22 protein-coding genes are annotated in these 18,577 nt (G+C 63.6%); 14 read left to right on the top strand and 8 right to left on the bottom strand.

What is annotated here, in order from left to right; genetic code table 11:
- Positions 1–14 precede the first annotated feature (14 nt).
- Positions 15–434: a hypothetical protein gene (locus ACIGJE_RS22295; RefSeq protein WP_311942369.1), complete on the bottom strand. Its 420-nt coding sequence runs from the start codon at positions 432–434 to the stop codon at positions 15–17.
- A 169-nt stretch (positions 435–603) separates the two neighbouring features.
- On the opposite strand from ACIGJE_RS22295, the gene aroC reads away from it, so the two are divergent.
- Positions 604–1,719 (top strand): chorismate synthase, encoded by a 1,116-nt coding sequence (gene aroC, locus ACIGJE_RS22290; RefSeq protein ID WP_415080699.1) that lies wholly within the window; start codon positions 604–606, stop codon positions 1,717–1,719.
- Positions 1,720–1,751: 32 nt separating this feature from the next.
- On the opposite strand, the gene ACIGJE_RS22285 is transcribed toward aroC, so the two are convergent.
- Positions 1,752–2,681, bottom strand: coding sequence for a DnaJ C-terminal domain-containing protein (locus ACIGJE_RS22285; protein ID WP_415080701.1), 930 nt, complete (start codon positions 2,679–2,681; stop codon positions 1,752–1,754).
- Between the two features lie 283 nt (positions 2,682–2,964).
- Between ACIGJE_RS22285 and ACIGJE_RS22280 the strand changes: the two genes are divergently transcribed.
- Together ACIGJE_RS22280 and ACIGJE_RS22275 are read left to right on the top strand one after the other, a co-directional pair.
- Complete coding sequence (locus tag ACIGJE_RS22280) at positions 2,965–3,678, top strand: HAD family hydrolase (RefSeq protein WP_311942379.1); 714 nt, start codon at positions 2,965–2,967, stop codon at positions 3,676–3,678.
- Positions 3,678–4,562, top strand: coding sequence for a DUF1499 domain-containing protein (locus tag ACIGJE_RS22275; protein ID WP_311942382.1), 885 nt, complete (start codon positions 3,678–3,680; stop codon positions 4,560–4,562). The genes ACIGJE_RS22280 and ACIGJE_RS22275 overlap by 1 nt, the downstream gene beginning before the upstream one ends.
- On the opposite strand, the gene ACIGJE_RS22270 is transcribed toward ACIGJE_RS22275, so the two are convergent.
- A complete protein-coding gene (locus ACIGJE_RS22270) occupies positions 4,547–5,455 on the bottom strand; it encodes an MBL fold metallo-hydrolase (protein WP_415080704.1) in 909 nt (302 codons plus the stop codon). The two genes, ACIGJE_RS22275 and ACIGJE_RS22270, sit on opposite strands and share 16 nt — an antisense overlap.
- Positions 5,456–5,617: 162 nt before the next feature.
- On the opposite strand from ACIGJE_RS22270, the gene ACIGJE_RS22265 reads away from it, so the two are divergent.
- The 3 genes from ACIGJE_RS22265 to ACIGJE_RS22255 all read left to right on the top strand — a co-directional run bounded on the left by ACIGJE_RS22265 (position 5,618) and on the right by ACIGJE_RS22255 (position 7,022).
- Positions 5,618–5,830, top strand: a complete 213-nt coding sequence (locus ACIGJE_RS22265; protein WP_068284736.1) for a cold-shock protein — start codon at positions 5,618–5,620, stop codon at positions 5,828–5,830.
- Positions 5,831–5,920: 90 nt separating this feature from the next.
- A complete protein-coding gene (locus ACIGJE_RS22260) occupies positions 5,921–6,523 on the top strand; it encodes a glutathione S-transferase family protein (RefSeq protein WP_311942446.1) in 603 nt (200 codons plus the stop codon).
- Positions 6,524–6,527: 4 nt separating this feature from the next.
- Positions 6,528–7,022 (top strand): GNAT family N-acetyltransferase, encoded by a 495-nt coding sequence (locus ACIGJE_RS22255; protein WP_415080706.1) that lies wholly within the window; start codon positions 6,528–6,530, stop codon positions 7,020–7,022.
- Positions 7,023–7,161: 139 nt separating this feature from the next.
- Here ACIGJE_RS22255 and ACIGJE_RS22250 read toward each other — a convergent pair whose 3' ends face one another.
- Positions 7,162–7,857 carry a helix-turn-helix transcriptional regulator gene (locus tag ACIGJE_RS22250; RefSeq protein ID WP_311942392.1) on the bottom strand — a complete coding sequence of 232 codons (696 nt, stop codon included), beginning with the start codon at positions 7,855–7,857 and terminating at the stop codon, positions 7,162–7,164.
- A 113-nt stretch (positions 7,858–7,970) separates the two neighbouring features.
- Between ACIGJE_RS22250 and ACIGJE_RS22245 the strand changes: the two genes are divergently transcribed.
- Positions 7,971–8,867 (top strand): DMT family transporter, encoded by an 897-nt coding sequence (locus ACIGJE_RS22245; RefSeq protein ID WP_311942395.1) that lies wholly within the window; start codon positions 7,971–7,973, stop codon positions 8,865–8,867.
- Between the two features lie 66 nt (positions 8,868–8,933).
- Here the strand turns inward: ACIGJE_RS22245 and ACIGJE_RS22240 are convergent, their stop codons facing one another.
- Together ACIGJE_RS22240 and ACIGJE_RS22235 are read right to left on the bottom strand one after the other, a co-directional pair.
- The gene (locus tag ACIGJE_RS22240) at positions 8,934–9,569 is read right to left on the bottom strand and encodes an outer membrane protein (protein WP_311942398.1); all 636 of its coding nucleotides are present in this window, start codon (positions 9,567–9,569) and stop codon (positions 8,934–8,936) included.
- 277 nt (positions 9,570–9,846) lie between these two features.
- On the bottom strand, positions 9,847–10,314 hold the full coding sequence (locus tag ACIGJE_RS22235) for a hypothetical protein (protein WP_311942401.1): 468 nt from the start codon (positions 10,312–10,314) through the stop codon (positions 9,847–9,849).
- A 255-nt stretch (positions 10,315–10,569) separates the two neighbouring features.
- Between ACIGJE_RS22235 and ACIGJE_RS22230 the strand changes: the two genes are divergently transcribed.
- The 7 genes from ACIGJE_RS22230 to ACIGJE_RS22200 all read left to right on the top strand — a co-directional run bounded on the left by ACIGJE_RS22230 (position 10,570) and on the right by ACIGJE_RS22200 (position 16,513).
- The gene (locus tag ACIGJE_RS22230; protein ID WP_311942403.1) at positions 10,570–11,319 is read left to right on the top strand and encodes an SDR family oxidoreductase; all 750 of its coding nucleotides are present in this window, start codon (positions 10,570–10,572) and stop codon (positions 11,317–11,319) included.
- A 102-nt stretch (positions 11,320–11,421) separates the two neighbouring features.
- Positions 11,422–13,389: an excinuclease ABC subunit UvrC gene (gene uvrC, locus ACIGJE_RS22225; protein WP_483678723.1), complete on the top strand. Its 1,968-nt coding sequence runs from the start codon at positions 11,422–11,424 to the stop codon at positions 13,387–13,389.
- Positions 13,390–13,430: 41 nt separating this feature from the next.
- On the top strand, positions 13,431–14,033 hold the full coding sequence (pgsA, locus tag ACIGJE_RS22220) for a CDP-diacylglycerol--glycerol-3-phosphate 3-phosphatidyltransferase (RefSeq protein ID WP_068284733.1): 603 nt from the start codon (positions 13,431–13,433) through the stop codon (positions 14,031–14,033).
- Positions 14,034–14,052: 19 nt separating this feature from the next.
- On the top strand, positions 14,053–14,304 hold the full coding sequence (gene moaD, locus ACIGJE_RS22215) for a molybdopterin converting factor subunit 1 (RefSeq protein ID WP_311942409.1): 252 nt from the start codon (positions 14,053–14,055) through the stop codon (positions 14,302–14,304).
- Between the two features lie 19 nt (positions 14,305–14,323).
- Positions 14,324–14,785 (top strand): molybdenum cofactor biosynthesis protein MoaE, encoded by a 462-nt coding sequence (locus ACIGJE_RS22210; protein WP_415080713.1) that lies wholly within the window; start codon positions 14,324–14,326, stop codon positions 14,783–14,785.
- Between the two features lie 89 nt (positions 14,786–14,874).
- Positions 14,875–16,023, top strand: a complete 1,149-nt coding sequence (locus ACIGJE_RS22205) for a hypothetical protein (protein ID WP_415080715.1) — start codon at positions 14,875–14,877, stop codon at positions 16,021–16,023.
- Positions 16,024–16,225: 202 nt separating this feature from the next.
- On the top strand, positions 16,226–16,513 hold the full coding sequence (locus tag ACIGJE_RS22200; RefSeq protein WP_415080717.1) for a hypothetical protein: 288 nt from the start codon (positions 16,226–16,228) through the stop codon (positions 16,511–16,513).
- 114 nt (positions 16,514–16,627) lie between these two features.
- Here ACIGJE_RS22200 and ACIGJE_RS22195 read toward each other — a convergent pair whose 3' ends face one another.
- A complete protein-coding gene (locus ACIGJE_RS22195) occupies positions 16,628–16,807 on the bottom strand; it encodes a hypothetical protein (RefSeq protein WP_415080719.1) in 180 nt (59 codons plus the stop codon).
- 241 nt (positions 16,808–17,048) lie between these two features.
- Positions 17,049–18,563 carry a threonine ammonia-lyase, biosynthetic gene (gene ilvA / locus ACIGJE_RS22190; RefSeq protein WP_415080721.1) on the bottom strand — a complete coding sequence of 505 codons (1,515 nt, stop codon included), beginning with the start codon at positions 18,561–18,563 and terminating at the stop codon, positions 17,049–17,051.
- Positions 18,564–18,577: the final 14 nt, after the last annotated feature.

Below are 18,577 nucleotides of genomic sequence, written 5' to 3'. Positions count from 1 at the left end.
GGCAGTGGATCGGGTCAGGTAACCGGGCCACCCTTGCGCTTGCAGCTTGCGCGGAACTTTTTACGGGGCGCGCCCTTCAGTCCCTGCTTGTCGGCGGCATCGGAGCAGGCCTTGGAAATGGCCGCCTTTTTGCTGGCATCGACCGTCGGCTTCTTGGCCATCGGGGTCGTCGGCGTGGCACTCGGCGCCATCTGTTCGGTCGGTGCAGCCGTCGCCGGTGGCGTGGCTTCAGGCGTGGTCTGTGCGGATGCTGCGCCGACACCCAAGGAAAGCGCCAGTGCAATTGCCGGAAGCAGGCCAAGATGGCGGACGTTCATGGTATTTCCTCCAGTATATTCGATTTCGGGTAGCGATTTCGATATCCAGCCCGACTCAGGCATGGAACCATGACATGGCCGAATTTTGACCTTCGTTTGAGAATTCAGCGGCGGCATCTGATCGAATCCTATTTCGATCCTGGATTATGCCTTGCTTATTCTGATCAGCTGCCCTGGCAATGAAGGAGTTTGTCGGACACCTTCGACCCTACAGGGACACGGTCGAAATTGAGTTTTGGCGCGAATGCTGTAGAAGGCGGCCATCATCCGTTCCCTGCGAGTTCCCATGTCCTTCAACAGCTTCGGCCATCTCTTCCGCGTTACCACCTATGGCGAGAGTCACGGCGTGGCGCTGGGCTGCGTGATCGATGGCTGTCCGCCGCGCCTGCCGATCAGCGAGGCAATGATCCAGGGCTTCCTCGACCGCCGCAAGCCGGGCCAGAGCCGCTTCACAACCCAGCGTCGCGAACCCGATGCCGTACGCATCCTTTCCGGCGTGATGGCGGACGAAGCGGGTGGGCAATTGCTGACCACGGGGACGCCGATCCATTTGATGATCGAGAATGTCGATCAGCGTTCGAAGGATTACGGGGAGATCAAGGACAAGTATCGCCCCGGCCACGCCGACTATGCCTATGACGTCAAATACGGCATTCGCGACTATCGCGGCGGCGGGCGATCCTCGGCACGCGAGACCGCAGCCCGCGTGGCGGCCGGAGCGGTGGCCCGGCAGGTCCTGCCCGGCGTGACCGTTCGCGGAGCACTCGTGCAGATGGGGCCGCACAAGATTGACCGCAGCCGCTGGGATTGGGAGGCGGTGGACACCAATCCCTTCTTCTGTCCGGATCCGGTCGCGGCTGTCTTCTTCGAGGAGTATCTCGACGGCATACGAAAGGCGGGTTCGTCGATCGGCGCGGTGATTGAGGTGGTGGCCGAAGGGGTGCAGCCCGGCCTCGGCGCTCCGATCTACGGCAAGCTCGATTCGGATCTGGCGGCGGCGATGATGAGCATCAATGCGGTCAAGGGCGTGGAGATCGGGGATGGCTTTGCCGCTGCCGAACTCGGGGGCGAGGCGAACGCCGACGAGATGCGCATGGGCAATGACGGCAGGCCGCTGTTCCTCTCCAACCATGCCGGCGGCATTCTCGGCGGCATCTCCACCGGCCAGCCCGTGGTGGTGCGCTTCGCCGTGAAGCCGACCTCTTCCATCCTGCAGGAGCGACGCACGGTGGATCGTTATGGCCACGACACCGATATCGTTACCAAGGGACGCCATGACCCCTGTGTCGGCATCCGGGCGGTGCCGGTGGGCGAGGCGATGATGGCCTGCGTGCTGGCGGACCATCTTCTGCGCCATCGCGGCCAGGTCGGCACGCCGGTTGCCTGGCCCTTCGAGAAATAACGGCGGGCGGGTTTGAAGACCCGCTCCCCAATTCAGCGCCCGATATCGTAGCCCTTGTCGCGCAGCTTCACGAGGGCCGCCTCGAGTTCGGGATCCATCGTGCCGGGCATGATGATCCTGGGCTGGACGATGAGATCGCCCGGACCGTCCTTGGCCTGCACGCCCTTGCCCTTGAGGCGGAAGGAGCGCAGCCCCGTGGTGCCGGCAGGCAAAGTGAGATCGACCGAGCCGTCCAGCGTCGGCACGCGTACCTTGGCGCCGAGAGCGGCCTCGTAGAGGGTCACGTTGACGTCGACGCGAACATTCCTGCCTTCGGCACGAAACGTCTCGTGCGGTGCCACGGCCACCGTAATCAGCGCATCGCCTGGCTCGCCGCCGAACGGGCTGGGCTCGCCCTGGCCCCTCAGGCGAATGGTCTTGCCTGGAGCGATGCCGGCCGGAATGGAGGCATCCACCATGCGGCCCGGCCCGAGCTCGACCCGTGTCTTGCCGCCCAACGCCCAGACCGTGAAGGGAATCTGGCCGGTGACCTGGATATCCTCGCCGCGGGGCGCCGAGCCGCGCGAACCGCCGCCGCGCTGGGCGCGTCCGCCGAACATCTCGCTGAGGATGTCGTCGAAACCGCCCGCAAAACCGCCGCCACCACTGCCGCCCCGACCACCGCCGAAATTGAACTCGAAGCCACCGGTGTCGCGCCCGAAGCCGCCGGGACCACCCGCAGCCTCGAAGCCCTGGAAGCGGGGCTTGCCCTCGGCGTCGATCTCGCCACGATCGAACTGGGCCCGCTTCTTTTCGTCGCCGACGATTTCATAGGCGCTGTTGACCTCGGCGAACTTCGCCGCGGCCTTGGCATCCTTGTTCTGATCGGGGTGGTACTGCTTGGCGAGTTTCCGGAAGGCCTTCTTGATCTCAGCCAAGCTTGCCGTCTTGGAAACGCCAAGGACGCTATAGGGGTCACGCATGTTTCAAAATCTCTCCCGCCGGCCCCCTGATGGGCAGCCCGCCACCGTGGCACAAGGCCCACGTGCGCCCAAGACATGGGATTTAATACGGGATTCCGCAATATGCTTGCACTGCGAAATCTCCGAAAAGGCGGTGAGTTCCAGCAATGACGGCTCAGGGGTCGTTTTTGACGCTTGATGGACGATCTCTTGTTCCAGCCTCCTGTTTTCGCGCGAATTCGGTATGCCGCGCTTGCCAAATTCCTTATGGAGGGCGGGAAAGGGCTGTAGACTGGGATTCGCCATGCCGATACGCGCCATACTCTTCGACAAGGACGGAACCCTGGTCGACTTCCATCTCACCTGGAGCGCTGCGGCCTATGCCGCCATGCAGCGCCTGAGCGGTGGCGACCCCGAGAAGATGGCTCGGCTGGTCGAGATCAACGATTACGACCTGACGAGCCACCGCATCCTGCCGCATTCGGTGCTGGTGGCCGAATCTTCGGCCGATTATGGGGTCGCCTGGGCTGAAGTGCTCGGGGAGGTCGCCGATACCGCCTTCTTCGAACAGATGGACCGCATCTTCATCGAGGAGGGCCTGAAACATGTCACGCCCATCGGTGATCCGCCCTGGCTCCTGTCCACCCTGAAGAGCCGAGGCTATCTGCTGGGCATCTGCACCAACGATTCCGAGGCGGGTGCCCGTGCGCACTGCGAGAAGCTCGGCCTGATGCCCTGGCTCGACGCCGTGCTCGGCTATGATTCGGGCCATGGCCGCAAGCCGGAGCCGGGTCCGGTGCTCGGCTTTGCCCAGGCGTTCGGGGTGAAGCCTCAGGAAATCGCCCTGGTCGGCGACTCCACCCATGACCTTCATGCCGTCAAGGCGGCCGGCGGCACGGCTATCGCCGTGCTCAGCGGTTTTGCCAAGCGGGAAGAACTCGCGCCGCATGCCGATCACGTCATCGACAGCGTGATGGACCTGCCCGATCTCCTGCAGTCGCTGGCGGGCGCGCCCTGATGCTGCGACGCCCGGCGCCTCCGCCGACCGGCTGGGCCCGTACCGCGCAGAGCTTGGCGGTCTTCGCCTTCGAGGTGGTGCTGATCTCCCTGGTGCTGCTGCGCTTCCATCTCGCCCCGCTCAAGGCCGGTTTTGCCGCCCTGTGCGCGGGACTGCTGGCAGCCTGCGCCGCCTTGCTCTGCGCCGTGGTCGCCTTCCAGGTGATCTGGCGCAAGGGCGAGCGAGGTTTCGGCAGAGCCTTCAGTGCCTTCCTGCTTGCCATCCTGGTGCTCGGGCCCGCAGCGATCGCCACCAGCCTTGCCCTCAGCGTGCCCGGAATCGTCGATGTCAGCACCGATCCCGAGGATCCTCCGCCCCTGGCCCATGCTACCCGCACACGCACGGCGGACGCCAATTCCACCGCCTATGCGGCGGGGCTGGCGGCGTATCAGCGCGAGGCCTTGCCGCAGGTCCAGTCGATTCTCCTCGACGTGCCGCCGGACGATATCCGCAAGATCGCGCTTCGCCTGATGCGGGAGAGGCGCTGGCAGGTCGTGGGTGATCTGCGCTTCGGCGAGATGGCCGCGCGTATCCGCCTGCCGGACAGCATCCGCGAGGATGGCGATCCCGTGGACGCCGACGCGATGGGAGGCCCGACCGCGGGTTCGGCCTCCACGCAGAGGCGCTTTGGCGATCGTATCGAGGCGGTCGCCTCATCCACCATTCTGGGTACTGTCGACGACATTGCGCTGCGCATCCGGAGCGAGGGCGGCAAGACGCGCATCGACATGCGCTCGGCTGCTCGCTACGGCTCCTATGATTTCGGAGCCAACGCCAAGCATGTGCAGAGTTTCATGGCCGAGTTGCGCGATCGGGCGCTGACGCCGGATCAGGCGAGCCAGTAGCGGCCCGCCATGGAAGGGGCCCCCTCGGTGGCGACCTTGCCGCGCTGGACCAGGTCTTCGAGATGGGCGAAGAGGTTGAGGGCCGCCGCTCCCTGCAACCCGGCCGGCAGCCCCGCATAGACCCTGGCGGTCAAGGGCGTGATCGGCGCAGGGCCTTCGCCGAGGGCCTGCAGGATCGAAGCCTCGCGCATGCGGCGATGCTGGATCATCGCTCGCACGAAGCGCTGGGGCTGTTCGACCGGGCCGCCATGGCCAGGGAAATAGCGTGCCTCCGGCCTGCCGAGAAGTTTCTCCAGCGAGGCCATGTAGTCTCCCATCGAGCCGTCGGGTGGGGCGACGATGCTGGTGGACCAGGCCATGACATGGTCGCCCGACAACAGCACCTTGTCCGCTTCCAGCGAAAAGGCGAGATGGTTGGCGCAGTGGCCGGGCGTCGCCAGTGCCGTCAACGGCCAGTCCGGCGGACCGAAACGATCGCCTTCGGCCAGGACAATGTCGGGCTGGAAGGCGAGGTCGCCGGCGGCATCGAGCAGATTGATCTCGCCGTCATGCAGGGGGCGGGCGCTGCGATGCGGGCCGGCGCCGTAGGTGGGCGCGCCGGTGGCCGATACCAGCGCCGACACGCCCGGCGAGTGGTCGCGGTGGGTGTGAGTGACGGCAATCGCCACCACTTCCTCGTCGTGCACGGCTGCCAGCAGGGCAGCGGCGTGACCAGGATCGTCCGGTCCGGGGTCGATGATCGCGACCTTGCCGCGTCCGACGATATAGGAACAGGTACCGGTAAAGGTGAAGGCACCGCCATTGGGAGCCAGGATGCGGCGGACACCCGGCGACAATTCCTCGAGGATGCCCGGCGGCGGCGCCTCGCGGTTGTAAGGTATGTCTTCGCCCATAGGAATTTCCAGTATCGGTAAAATTTGTCCGGTGCGGCAAGGGCCTATCGGTCCGGCCGCCGATATCGCCTCTTGCGTACAAACGTCCTTTGGATGAAACTCATTGCGTACTGGTGTGGAATGGATCTGGTCATCCGGCCAGATCGGGACTGGGAGCGTAAGATGGCGCAGAGCGGCACCGTCAAGTTCTTCAACACCCAAAAAGGCTATGGCTTCATAACGCCTGACGATGGTGGACGCGACATCTTTGTTCACATCACCGCAGTCGAAAGTTCCGGTCTGGGTACATTGTCTGAAGGCCAGAAGATCTCCTTCGATGTCGAGCCCGACAAGAAGGGCAAGGGACCGAAGGCCGTCAATCTGGTGAAAGCCTGATCGGTATTTCCGCGCTTGCGGCTGAAATGCGGTAATGGATGGATGAGCGCTTGCAGGCGCTCATGATTCCAGCAGCTGGATTTCGGCTTCATCATGCAATTGCGCTCCTCGCCTCCTTCGCCCTTCGGTCGGAAGGTCAAGATCGCCGCCCACTATCTCGGCCTGTTCGATCGCATCACCGTGGTCCCGGCGGATACCAATGATCCGCAGGATAGCCTGCGCGAGCAGAACCCGCTCGGCAAGATCCCGGTGTTGATCCTGGATGACGGGACCATCCTCTACGACAGCCGGGTCATTCTCGACTATCTCGACCACCTCGCAGGAGGCGGGCGGATCATGCCGCAGGGCCCGGAACGCTATGAGGTGCTGACCCGTCAGGCCCTGGCGGACGGCATCATGGATGCCTCCCTGCTCCAGGTCTATGAAGCGAGGATACGTCCCGAGGACCAGCGCAGTGCCAAATGGCTCGATATCCAGGCCGGCAAGGTCGCGCGCGGCCTGGCTCAATTCGAGGCACGGGCAGGGGCCTTCGACCCGGCACTGGACGCGGGAAGCATCGCACTGGCCTGCGCGCTCGGCTATCTCGATTTGCGCTTTGCCGGAACCTGGCGGCAGCATCATCCCAAGCTGCAAGCCTGGTTGGCCGCCTTCGAGGCGGAAATCCCGGCTTTCGGCCTGACGCGTCCGCAGTGAGGCGATGGGCCTGAATGGTGGCCCCTATCGCTTCCGCCCGGCAGCCGTGGGCGACCTGCCCTTGCTGGCGGCCTGGCTGCGCGAGCCCGAAGTGGCCTGCTGGTGGCAGGATGCGGACAAGCAGCTGGAATTGCTCAGGGAGGACCTCGCCGATCCGCGCATGGTAATGCGGATCGTCAGCTTCGAAGCGCGACCCTTTGCCTATGTCCAGGACTATGAAGTCCACGCTTGGGAACAGCCGCATCTGGCCGCTTTTCCGGTCGGCACACGCGGCATCGATACGTTCATCGGGGATCCCGCCATGCTCGGTCGTGGCCACGGCCCGGCCTATCTGCGCCTGTTGGCACAGCATTTGCGGGCAGAGGGGGCGCCGATGGTCGTCGTCGATCCCGACCCTGCCAATCGGCGAGCACAGGCGGCCTATGCCAAAGCGGGCTTTCAGGCGCGAGACCTGGTGGCAACCGAGGATGGCCCGGCTAGGTTGATGGTGTTCGTCTGAAAGCCTGATCGGATGCCAAAGCGTTTTGCGATTTGGTGGAATCACCAAGAATCGCAAAGAAGCTCTGGCCAATCCTCAGGATTGGCTTGGGTACAAGGAGTTAGAGCAAATAAGCGTTCACGCTCGAACGCGCCTTGCTCTAGCGCTGTGGCGCCTCTTCACGCTGGCGTGCTTCCCAGGCAGTGCGCAAAACCGCGCTTTCGCCCTCGAAACGCTCCTCCATGACCTCGCAATGGCGAATGCGGTCGGCCCTGAAGCTGCGGAAATCCCGGCGCAGCTCGCACCAGGCTACGACATGCATCACCTCGACATAGTAGACCATGGCGATCGGGCGGACGATCCGCCGGCTTTCCCGTCCCTCGACGTCGGCATAGTGCAGCAGCAATTTGCGTTCGTCGCGAATGGCCAGGCGAATGGCGGCAAGGTCGATGCTGATCGGCTCGGGATGGATCCATTGCGGCACGAAGAGGCTGGTCTTGTCGATCGGCTCGCGGTTGGCAACCGGCAGGACGGTGGCGATCTTGGCGCGGATCGAGCCTGCTGCCGCTTTGAGCGCACGGTCGTCGGTGCGCTCCAGCAGTCCGAGCGCGACCACGAGGGCCTCGACTTCCTCGATCGACAGCATCAGCGGCGGCAGGTCGTAGCCGGAGCGCATGACATAGCCGATGCCGGCTTCGCCATAGATGGGCACCGACAGGGCCTGGAGCGAGGCGATGTCGCGATAGATGGTACGTTTGGCGACTTCGAGCTGCGCCGCGATCGCCTCGGCGGTTACCGGCTTCTTGGCGACGCGCAGCAACTGGATGATCTCGAACAGGCGTGTGGTGCGGCGCATGGGCAACAAGCCATTGATTGCGGTCTGTGCAGAGACTGCTGACAGATTCTTGGCAGCAGGGTTCTGCTTCAATCGGCATCTGTCAATCGGCATCAGCCGTATCGGAGATTGCCATGTCCATCGAAGGGAGCATGCCGGCCGCATTCACCCCGCGCCATCTCGGTGTGGCGCTGGTGACGGCCTCCGCCATCCTGTGGAGTTCGGCCGGCTATTTCACCCGAGCGGTACCCCTCGACATTGCCGCCCTGCTGTTCTGGCGTGGCCTGTTCGGTGCAGCCACCAGCCTCGCCTTCATCCTGGCGCTGGAAGGCCGCAACACCTGGCGCAGCTTCAGGGCGATGGGATGGGTCGGCCTGGGCTTCTGCCTGCTGTCCAGCCTGGGCATGGCCTGTTTCGTGGCATCGCTGCGACTCACCAGCGTCGCCCATGTCTCGATCATCTACGCGACGGTGCCCTTCGTGGCGGCGGGCCTGGCCTGGCTGGTGATGCGCGAACGGGCTTCAGCGGCGGTGCTGGTCGCCAGCCTGTTCGCGGTCGTAGGTGTGGCGCTGACCGTGGCCGGCGGCGGCGGGCAGGGGAGCCTGATCGGCGATGCCCTCGCACTGGCAATGACGGTGCTGGTGGCCGCCTTCGTGGTGATGCGGCGGCGCTTTCCCGATGTGCCACTGGTGCCGGCTGCCTGCCTGTCGGCGCTGGTGCCGGCCCTCATCAGCGCGCCTCTGATGTCGAGCTGGCCGGCGAATGCTGATGAAGTTGTCTTGCTGGTGGCATTCGGCGTGAGCAATATGGGCCTGGCTCTGGTCTGCTTTACCATCGGCGCGAAGTTCATTCCGGCAGCCCAGACGGCGCTGATCGGCGCCTTGGAGACGCCCCTTGCGCCCCTGTGGGTCTGGCTTGCTTTCGGAGAAGCGCCGGGAACGGCGGCCCTGGCCGGCGGCGGTGTGGTTCTCCTTGCCGTGGTGGGCAGCATGATCTGGGAAGGCCGGATATCGACCATCAAGGCCGGCTGACGATCATCGAACGAAAAAGGCCCGGCGTTGTGCCGGGCCTTTTCGGAGCGCTGTCTTCTGAACGGATCAGAAGTGATAGTTCACGCCCAGCTTGATGTCGCTGCCGCCATAGCCGGCCTTGACGATACCGCTGCGGATGTCGAAGTCATCCTTGCCGTAGCTGGTATAGTTGTATTCAGCCCGGACCGACACTTCCGGGGTCACGCGATATTCGGCACCGAAGCCGGCGGTCCAGCCGACCTGCCACTGCGAATCCTTGGCGCCGAAGCGGTTGATCTCGACATCGCCGAAGGCAAGGCCCGCCTTGATATAGGGCAGGAAGTCACCCATGGCGTAGCCGATGCGGGGCGTGATCGAGCCGTTGAAGCCGTAGGTGCCCTTGTGGCCGTCATATTTGTCGGTGATGTCGGCGTAGTTCAGCGAGCCTTCGAGGCCGATCACGATCGGATCGTACTGCATGTTGTAGCCGGCCTGGACACCGCCGGTGAAGCCGCTGGCCTCGTTCAGGCGGACGCCGCGATCGGCATCGAAGTCACCGGAAAAGCCGTAGCCGAGATTGATACCGGCATAGAAGCCCGTCCAGGTCACATTGGAGGCCGGTGCCTGATAGGCCGGAGCGGGCTCCTGATAGGGCGGAATGTCGGCCGCGAAGGCGGACCCGGTGATCAGCGTCAATGCTGTGGCGAGAAGAAGCTTTTTCATCGTGAACTCCTGGAACTCATACACGCGATGACGCCGGTATCCCCAACCCATCGAACAATCATGCGACCGTGTTACGTGAAGACTATTAAGAGAAAGTTGCCTGATGGGTTTATTAAGTAGATTTAACAAGGCGACATTATGGCAATAACTTAAATTATATTTGAAATGATTTGTTAACTATAATGTATGTTCTAAAGATTGCCTTAGGGTAATTCAAAATTTATTATAGTTAATGAGAATTTAATTTCATGAATTCTGGTGTTGTCGGAATGATTTTTCATTCCCATCCGGCGGCATAGGGCGCGGGCGCATTGGCAAAATCGGAATGAACCGTGCCCAAATCATAGTTGAACGCCGTCGCGCGGGCCGACCAGCGATTATTCTGGGCGCCGCCGCAGGCCAGATCATCACCCCGGCCGGAGGTGAGGCCGGGCAGAAGACAGAGGCCTGCCGGGCGTGCAGTGCGCATGGGCGAGCGATTCTTGCCACTCTCTCCCGAGGGATTGGCCGGGATGGAGCCGACGATGTCGACATCGTCATAGCCAGCCGTCGGGCGGGCCGGCTTGGCAGCGGCCTGCGGAGCGACGCCCGCCAGCACCGGCGCCTTGGTTACGGCAATGAAGCGACCGGTCCACACCAGCGACAGGGCGGAGGGCGCCCCAGGCACAGCCTCGCCGGCCTGCGCTGCTCCAATGAGGGGCTGCCAGGCCAGGATCGCGCAAGTGAGGAAAGTGACCTTCAGCATCGTGTCCCAGTGTTGCCTGTTCCAGTGCCAAAGCGTCTTGCGATTGAAGGGAGCTACCACGAATCACAAAGACGCGTCGAACCAAAGAGCTGGAGCAAAAAACGTTCAGCCATGGGCGTGCCTTGCTCCAGTGCTGGCATGGGCCAGTCCGTCACTTGAACACTGTCCAGTGGTTGATCGACGTTAACGCTGGGCAGCAATCTGCCTGCATCGTAAACGCAGTATGAAGACAAGCCTGCGGAAGGAATGGAGAAAATGGTGGAAAAGGCTCGTGCGCAACGCGCTTTGGTGACCGGCGCCGCCAAGCGTATCGGTCGGAGCATCGCGCTTGGGCTGGCCCAGGCCGGATATGATGTCGCGCTCCATTGCAATCGTTCGCGCGCGGAAGCGGAGGATGCGGCGGCGCAAATTGCGGCCATGGGACGCAGGACCTGTATCGTCGTGGGTGATCTGGCCGCGGGTGACAAGGTAAGTGCAATCGTCGAGGAGGCGCGCGCCGGCATCGGCGTCCTCGATCTGCTGGTGAATTCGGCCTCGATGTTCGAGCCCGACGGCATCGGCAGTCTCCAGGCGCAGATCTGGAACCGGCAATTCGCCGTCAACGCCCAGGCCCCGATCTTTCTCGCCCAGGCCTTTGCGGCCCAGGTCGACCCGCTTGCCTACGACCCCTCCATCGTCAATCTGATCGACCAGCGCGTGCTGCATCCCCGGCCGGACTATGTGTCCTATTATCTCAGCAAATCCGTGCTGCATGTCGCCACGCAGACCCTGGCCCAGGCCCTGGCGCCGCATATCCGAGTCAACGGCATCGGACCCGGCCCAACCCTGCAGGCCGCCTCGCAGACACCCGAGGAATTCGCGGCCGAGGCGGCCGGCACGCCGCTCGGCCATGGCAGTGCCGTGGAGGATATCGTGGAGGCCGTGCTCTATCTGGCCCGTGCGCGTAGCGTCAGCGGCCAGATGATCGCCGTCGATGGCGGCCAGCATCTGGCCTGGACTGAGTAAATCCGGGCGGAACAGCCCGCGGCAGGCCGAGGATGGTAGCAATTTCACCGGTGTTTTGCGTGCCCTCTCGCCAGCGCGCTTCCCGCGTCCTATTTATCAGCCATGATCGACTCGCCTGCTCCCGCCGAAACCGAGGAAGCCTCCTCCTCCGTCGACCTTGCCTTCGACGAGAAAGCCGTGCCGTCTTCGCTGCGGGCGGGAACCGCGGTCATCCATGCCTTCTGGAAGACGTTGCCCAATGCGCCGGGGGTCTATCGCATGATCGATGCGGAAGGCACGGTGCTCTATGTCGGCAAGGCGCATTCGCTCAAGAAGCGGGTGGCGAGCTATGCCCGTGGCATTGCGCCGACGGCGCGTATCGCCCGCATGATCGCCGAGACGGCGGCGATGGAGTTCGTCACCACCCAGACGGAAACCGAAGCCCTGCTGCTTGAGATCAACCTAATCAAGAGCCTGAAGCCGCGTTTCAACGTGCTGCTGCGCGACGACAAGTCCTTTCCCTATATCCTGCTGACGGGTGACCATCCTGCACCCCAACTGACCAAGCATCGCGGCGCGCGCACGCGCAAGGGTGATTATTTCGGCCCCTTCGCCAGCGTCCTGGCCGTCAACCGCACGATGAATGCCCTGGAGCGTGCCTTTCTCATCCGATCCTGTACGGATTCGGTGTTCTCCACCCGCACGCGCCCCTGTTTGCTGCACCAGATCAAGCGCTGCTCGGCTCCCTGTACCGGCGAGATCTCCATCGAGGATTATGCCGGCCTGGTCAGCGAGGCGCGCGCCTTCCTGACCGGCAAGTCCAAGGCCATCAAGGAAGCGATGGCGCATGAAATGGAGCAAGCCGCCGAGACCCTGGAGTTCGAGCGCGCCGCCCGTTATCGCGACAGGCTCGCGGCACTTTCGGCCATCCAGTCGACGCAGGGCATCAATCCGCGTTCGATCGAGGAAGCGGACGTCTTTGCCGTGCACGAGCAGGCCGGCCAGTTCTGCATCGAGGTCTTCTTCTTCCGCACCGGCCAGAACTGGGGCAACCGGGCCTATTTTCCCAAGGCCGACCGTACGCTCAGCGAGGCCGAAGTGCTCGATGCCTTTCTCGGCCAGTTCTACGACGACAAGCCGGCGCCCAAGCTCGTGCTGCTTTCGCATGAGGTCGAGGGCGGGGAGATCCTGCGTGAGGCGCTGTCGCTGCGGGCCGGCCATCGTATCGAGATCGCGACGCCGAAGCGGGGAGAGAAGCGCGATCTCGTCGAACATGCCCTCACCAATGCCCGCGAGGCCCTCGGGCGGCGCCTGGCCGAATCCTCCTCGCAGCTCAAACTGCTGGAAGGTGTCGCCGAGGCCTTCAGCCTCGAGGAGGCGCCGCGCCGCATCGAGGTCTATGACAACTCCCACATCATGGGCACCAACGCCGTTGGCGGCATGATCGTGGCTGGACGCGAAGGCTTCGCCAAGACGCATTATCGCAAGTTCAACATCAAATCGACGGAGATCACGCCGGGCGACGATTACGGCATGATGCGCGAAGTGCTGGAACGACGCTTTTCCCGCCTGATCAAGGAGACACCCAAGGACGAGCCGGGCGAGGCGGCGGAGCCGGACGATGTCGTGATGCCGACCTGGCCCGACCTCGTGCTCATCGACGGCGGTGCCGGCCAGTTGCAGGTGGCTCGCGAGGTTTTCGCCGACCTCGGTGTCGAGGATGTCGCGCTGGTCGGCGTCGCCAAGGGTGTCGATCGCGATGCCGGCCGGGAGACCTTCATCGTCGAGGGCAAGCCCCCCTTCAAGCTCGCCCCGCGCGATCCCGTGCTCTATTTCGTGCAGCGCCTGCGTGACGAAGCCCACCGCTTCGCCATCGGTGCCCATCGCCAGAAGCGCTCCAAATCGCTGAAGGAAGGAGGGCTCCAGGAAATCGGCGGCATCGGCCCGCAGCGCAAACGTGCGCTGCTGCGGCATTTCGGCACTCTCAAGGCGATCGAACGGGCTTCGATGGCCGATCTCGAAGGCTGTCCGGGCATCGATCAGGCGACCGCCCGCAAGGTCTACGACTTCTTCCACGACAAGGCATCTTAAACCCGGTTGACGGCGCGGCCCGCGCCATGTTCCTTCAAGCCATGACATCACCTGCGCCCACCAAGCGGACCTCACCGCTCTCCCTGCCGAACATCCTCACCTATGGCCGGATCGCGGCGGTGCCGGTGGTCGTGGCCTGCCTGTTCTGGCCGGAGGTCATCTGGGTACGCTGGGTCGCCTTCGGGGCGTTCGCGCTGGCGGCGGTGACGGACTATTTCGATGGCTATCTTGCCAGGGCCTGGGGGCAGCAATCTTCGCTCGGACGCATGCTCGATCCGATCGCCGACAAGCTCTTGGTATCGTCCTGCCTGCTCATGCTGGCGGCGACGGGAACCATTACCACCGACAATTTGTCCGTGTGGGCGGCGATCGTCATCCTGTGCCGCGAGATCCTGGTTTCCGGCTTGAGGGAGTTCCTGGCCGAATTGCGGGTTTCCGTGCCGGTAACGCGGCTGGCCAAATGGAAGACCACCGTCCAGCTCCTGGCGATCGGTTTCCTGCTGGCGGGGCCCGCCGGCGATGCCGTCCTGCCGGGCTGTACCATCATCGGCCTGGTGCTGCTGTGGGTTTCGGCTGTGGTGACGCTCTATACGGGGTATGATTACTTCCGCAGCGGCGTGCAGCATCTCCTCGAAGATGCGTAATAAGGCTGGAGGACGCGCGATGAAGCTGATCTATTTCGCCTGGCTGCGCGAGCGCATCGGCGTGCCGGAAGAGGAAGTCGACCTGCCGGCCGAGGTCAGGACGGTCGAGGATCTGATGCAGTTCCTGTCCGAGCGCAGCGAAGCCCATGCCCACGCCTTCGAGAACCGCAAGATCGTGCGGGCGGCGATCGATCGGCGCCATGTCAAGCCGGCCGCACCGATTGCCGGTGCGGGTGAGGTTGCCTTCTTCCCGCCCATGACGGGCGGCTGAGCCGGCGGGAGCTGATACGGTGAGCGTTCGTCTGCAGCGCGAGGATTTCGACGTTTCGGCCGAGGTTGCCGCCTTGTCCCGCGGGCGGACCGATATCGGTGCCGTGGTCAATTTCATCGGCATCTGCCGGGCGGGGCCGGACGACGACCGTATCAGCGCCATGACGCTCGATCATTATCCCGAGATGGCCCAGGCCGAGCTCGAGCGGATCGAGGCGGAAGCGCGCGAGCGCTGGCCCCTGCAGGGCGTTGCCATCATCCATCGCCATGGCAGGCTGGTGCCGGGCGACAATATCGTGCTGGTGGTGACGGCCTCGATGCATCGCCAGGCTGCCTTCGAGGCTGCTTCCTTCCTGATGGACTATCTCAAGACCCGCGCCCCCTTCTGGAAGAAGGAAGAGCGTGCCTCCGGCACCGGCTGGGTCGCCGCCAAGGACGAGGACGACGCAGCCGTGGCGCGCTGGGCAACGAAGAAGCCTTGATGCGGTTCCCCTGATGCGTTCCCTTGGCGACAGACTTGGCCGCTTCCGGCGTGCCATTGCCGCCGTTGCGATGGACAGGAGAGATTTTCATGCCGGATGGATTGAGAAAGCTCGCGGGCGCCGCAGCGGTGGCGACCTTGCTATGCGGCGTCGCAGGAGCGGCCTCGGCCGATTCGGAACTGCGGCGTGCCCTGTCCCACGTTCCTGCCAAGGTCGCGATGGATCGCAACGGCATTGCCGCCAGCTTTGTCGGTCTGTCGGAATTACGCAAGCTCTATGCAGGGGATCCCGCCGCGATGCGGCTGCGGGTAAATTTGGGCGGCAGCGACACGGCAAAGGCATTCTTTTACAGCGACGAAGCGTCCTGGAAAGATAGTACCGGCTTGAAGCACGACGACATTGCCAGCTTTACTGAATATGGCACACCGCCACGGGCCGTCGTCATCTGGCGCTTCACGGAGCCCGCCATATCCGCTCCTTTCGTGGAGGGGCTCGCCAAGCGCGGCTTCAGCCAGGTCAACGGCATATGGCGCAATGGTGAGCCGATGAAGCTCGATTTCACCAAACGCAGCGTCACCAATCCTTTTTTCGGTCCTCTGGGGCGGGCATCGATGTTGGCGCCCTTCGCCAGTGGCGTGGCGCAATCGCCCGACCCCGGGGCTGCTGCCGAGGCAGGCGCCGTTTCAGTTAAGACCAGCCTCGCCGGTCTGGCGCCGGTTGAGGCCGCCCTCGATGCCATCGAGAAGGTGGCCGCCCAAGGCTCGGTCCTGCAGGCGATCGTGCTCACCCCGGCGATCTGGATGCAGGGGGACGATGTGCTGGACATGATGGCGACCTCACCCACGGTCGACAAGAAAGCGCTGGCGGACAAGATGGCTGAGCGGGCGAAGAGGCCGCCCACGCCCGTGTCCCTCGGTGTGGTGATCGCCGATGTCGAGACGAAGGAGCCGGCAGGCAGTGGCGTGGTGATCGCGCTGCCCTATGGCGATTGCGACACCGCCAGGGAGGGGGCGAGGATCTTTGCCGACAAGTGGAAGAATGCCGCCGGCCGGGATGGCCAGACCGGCGCCCAGCGGACCGGTCGGGAACCCGCGGTGACGGTGCATCAGGGAAAGGAGGCCTGTGTGGCCTTGCTCTCGCTGATGGGAGCGCCCGATGCCGAACGCGGCAATTCCGTTCTACGCTATATCACCGGCGCGATCTGGCAGCGCGATTTCAAGGCACTTCAGGGCGGATAGACTCGCAGGAAACAATGCAGCGAGCTCTCCACCGAGACGGCGAAGCGCTGCAGAAGCGAAATACACAGATTTTACTTTGTGTAAGGCCTCCTGAAGCGTTGCTCGATTCGCGGATTAATTGAAACGAAACCAGAATCTGTACAAATTGTCGCAGGCGGTCATCTTTCCAGCAACCAGCCGCCACTGAAAGTGGAAGTCGACAATGGAACAGATTCTTATCAACCTGGTAGCGGGCGCGCTCGGCGGCGCCGGCTCCGGCAAGGCTCTGCCGCAATTCGACATGGGCAATATCGGCAACATCATCGCCGGCCTGGTCGGCGGCGGCGTGCTCGGCCAGATCATCACCGCCGTTTGGCCGTCCGTGGCGGCCTCCATGCAGTCGGGGAATTTCGACATCGGCTCGATCGTCACCAACGTCATCGGTGGCGGTGCCGGTGGCGCGATCCTTCAGGTCATCGTCGGCGTGATCAAGAATTCGATGAGCAAATAGTCGCTGCGACCGGGCGGTACGACAGCTGCGTCATCGTGAGCATGATGAAGCGGTCTGGTTTCCCACGGCGGGGGACCGGACTGCTTCACGTCATCCGTGATGATCGATGCGTTCTCAGCGGGCCAGCGCCGAGGCGATATGGCTGGCATCCGCGTTCAGTGCGCTGCCGAGCAGCCAGACACCGATAATCAGGGCGAGACCGGCAAGCAGACCGGTGACGACATCGATCGTCACTCCAGCTATGTCGCCTTCTTCAAATCCGTCCTTCGCTGTAAACAATCCCGCCAAACGCATCGTACTGACTCCAACTCACCTTTCATTGTAACGCGGCGCAGTTAACGCCTCGTCTCTACTTGTAAGACTTATTGCGACTTTTCGGTGTTTATGTAGTGTCGAAATGCACGCCGTGGGCATGTTATTCGGCATTGCTGCTATGGGCGTGGAGCATAGCGGCGGCAGGCTCCGCCAGGAGCCTTAACCATTTGTTATTGCTTAATTTTTCGTGAAGGGTGGTGCGTGCCTGGCAGCAGGCCGTTCAGCCGCGCAGGAAGAGGCGATAGGCGTCGTTGGCGCTCTCGTCCTCATAGGGGTAGCCGAGCTCTCCCAAACGTTCGAAAAGGCGCGGCCGATCAGCCTCGGGAACCTGGATTCCAACCAACACGCGGCCATAATCGGCGCCGTGATTGCGGTAGTGGAACAGGGTGATGTTCCAGTCGAAGCCGACACCGTCGAGAAAGCGGAGCAGGGCGCCGGGACGTTCGGGAAACTCGAAGCGCAGCACCAATTCGTCCGTGAGACCGGGCGCCCGTCCTCCCACCATGTAGCGCACATGCAGCTTGGCGGTCTCGTCGGCGCTGATGTCGACGACGCCATAGCCGAGCCGCTCGAGCTGACCGACGATCTCGCTCTTCTGGCGCTTGGCATCGGCCAGCTTCAGGCCGACGAAGACATGGGCCTGGCTGCCGCCGGCATAGCGATAGTTGAACTCGGTGACGATGCGGTTGCCCAGCACGTCGATGAAGCGGCGATAGCTGCCCGTCTCCTCTGGGATGGTGACGGCGAGCAGGATCTCGCGAGCCTCGCCCACCTCGGCGCGTTCGGCGACATGCCGCAGGCGGTCGAAATTGAGGTTGGCGCCGCTGTTGACGGCGATCAGCGCGCCGCTTCTCTCAGGATTTGCCTGGGCATAGGCCTTCAGGCCTGCCAACGACAGGGCGCCGGCCGGTTCGGACAGCACCCGCATGTCCTCGAAAATGTCCTTGATTGCGGCGCACATGGCGTCGGTGTCGGCGACCAGGACGTCGTCCAGCAGTTCCCGGCAGATCCGGAAGGTCTCTTCACCTGCCTGGCGTACCGCGACACCGTCGGCGAACAGGCCGACACGATCAAGCACCACCCGCTCGTCGGCCTCGATGGCCGCCTTCATCGAGGCGGCGTCGACGGGCTCGACACCGATCACCTTCGTCTCCGGACGCAGGAACTTGACGTAGGAGGCGATGCCGGCGGCCAGGCCGCCGCCGCCGATCGGCACGAAAACCGCCTCGATCGGGTCGGGATGCTGGTGCAGGATCTCGACGCCCACGGTGCCCTGGCCGGCGATGACGTCACCATCGTCATAGGGATGCACGAAGGTGAGGCCGTGCTCGCGTTCGAGTTCCCTGGCATGGGCGTAGGCTTCGTCGAAGACGTCGCCCTTGAGCACGACCTTGCCGCCCCAATAGCGCACGGCGTCGACCTTGATGCGCGGGGTGGTGATCGGCATGACGATGGTGGCGGCGATGCCGAGTTTCGTTGCCGAAAGGGCGACGCCCTGGGCGTGGTTGCCGGCCGAAGCGCAGATCACGCCGGCGGCCTTGGCCTCCTGCGACAGGCGTGCGATGCGGTTATAGGCGCCACGGATCTTGAAGGAGAAGATCGGCTGGAGATCCTCGCGCTTGAGCAGGATTTCCGCATTCAGGCGCTGGCTGAGCCGCACCATCGGGTCCAGGGGCGTTCTCTGGGCCACGTCATAGACACGGGCATCGAGGATTCGGCGGACATATTCGATCACAACGCACCTGACTG

It is taken from the genome of Labrys sp. E2SS-1L, assembly GCF_057073705.1.
This window is presented reverse-complemented; position numbering and strand designations above follow the sequence as displayed.

What these genes read in the sequence shown, in the direction of transcription:
- ACIGJE_RS22200 (WP_415080717.1), top strand. Translation starts at nt 16,226, where the DNA reads ATGGAACAGATTCTTATCAACCTGGTAGCGGGCGCGCTCGGCGGCGCC.
- ACIGJE_RS22230 (WP_311942403.1), top strand. Translation starts at nt 10,570, where the DNA reads ATGGTGGAAAAGGCTCGTGCGCAACGCGCTTTGGTGACCGGCGCCGCC.
- aroC (WP_415080699.1), top strand. Translation starts at nt 604, where the DNA reads ATGTCCTTCAACAGCTTCGGCCATCTCTTCCGCGTTACCACCTATGGC.
- ACIGJE_RS22285 (WP_415080701.1), bottom strand. Translation starts at nt 2,681, where the DNA reads ATGCGTGACCCCTATAGCGTCCTTGGCGTTTCCAAGACGGCAAGCTTG.
- ACIGJE_RS22205 (WP_415080715.1), top strand. Translation starts at nt 14,875, where the DNA reads ATGCCGGATGGATTGAGAAAGCTCGCGGGCGCCGCAGCGGTGGCGACC.
- ACIGJE_RS22280 (WP_311942379.1), top strand. Translation starts at nt 2,965, where the DNA reads ATGCCGATACGCGCCATACTCTTCGACAAGGACGGAACCCTGGTCGAC.
- ACIGJE_RS22235 (WP_311942401.1), bottom strand. Translation starts at nt 10,314, where the DNA reads ATGCTGAAGGTCACTTTCCTCACTTGCGCGATCCTGGCCTGGCAGCCC.
- ACIGJE_RS22295 (WP_311942369.1), bottom strand. Translation starts at nt 434, where the DNA reads ATGCCGCCGCTGAATTCTCAAACGAAGGTCAAAATTCGGCCATGTCAT.
- ACIGJE_RS22275 (WP_311942382.1), top strand. Translation starts at nt 3,678, where the DNA reads ATGCTGCGACGCCCGGCGCCTCCGCCGACCGGCTGGGCCCGTACCGCG.
- ACIGJE_RS22245 (WP_311942395.1), top strand. Translation starts at nt 7,971, where the DNA reads ATGTCCATCGAAGGGAGCATGCCGGCCGCATTCACCCCGCGCCATCTC.
- ACIGJE_RS22195 (WP_415080719.1), bottom strand. Translation starts at nt 16,807, where the DNA reads ATGCGTTTGGCGGGATTGTTTACAGCGAAGGACGGATTTGAAGAAGGC.
- ACIGJE_RS22255 (WP_415080706.1), top strand. Translation starts at nt 6,528, where the DNA reads ATGGGCCTGAATGGTGGCCCCTATCGCTTCCGCCCGGCAGCCGTGGGC.
- uvrC (WP_483678723.1), top strand. Translation starts at nt 11,422, where the DNA reads ATGATCGACTCGCCTGCTCCCGCCGAAACCGAGGAAGCCTCCTCCTCC.
- ACIGJE_RS22270 (WP_415080704.1), bottom strand. Translation starts at nt 5,455, where the DNA reads ATGGGCGAAGACATACCTTACAACCGCGAGGCGCCGCCGCCGGGCATC.
- ACIGJE_RS22240 (WP_311942398.1), bottom strand. Translation starts at nt 9,569, where the DNA reads ATGAAAAAGCTTCTTCTCGCCACAGCATTGACGCTGATCACCGGGTCC.
- moaD (WP_311942409.1), top strand. Translation starts at nt 14,053, where the DNA reads ATGAAGCTGATCTATTTCGCCTGGCTGCGCGAGCGCATCGGCGTGCCG.
- ACIGJE_RS22250 (WP_311942392.1), bottom strand. Translation starts at nt 7,857, where the DNA reads ATGCGCCGCACCACACGCCTGTTCGAGATCATCCAGTTGCTGCGCGTC.
- pgsA (WP_068284733.1), top strand. Translation starts at nt 13,431, where the DNA reads ATGACATCACCTGCGCCCACCAAGCGGACCTCACCGCTCTCCCTGCCG.
- ACIGJE_RS22265 (WP_068284736.1), top strand. Translation starts at nt 5,618, where the DNA reads ATGGCGCAGAGCGGCACCGTCAAGTTCTTCAACACCCAAAAAGGCTAT.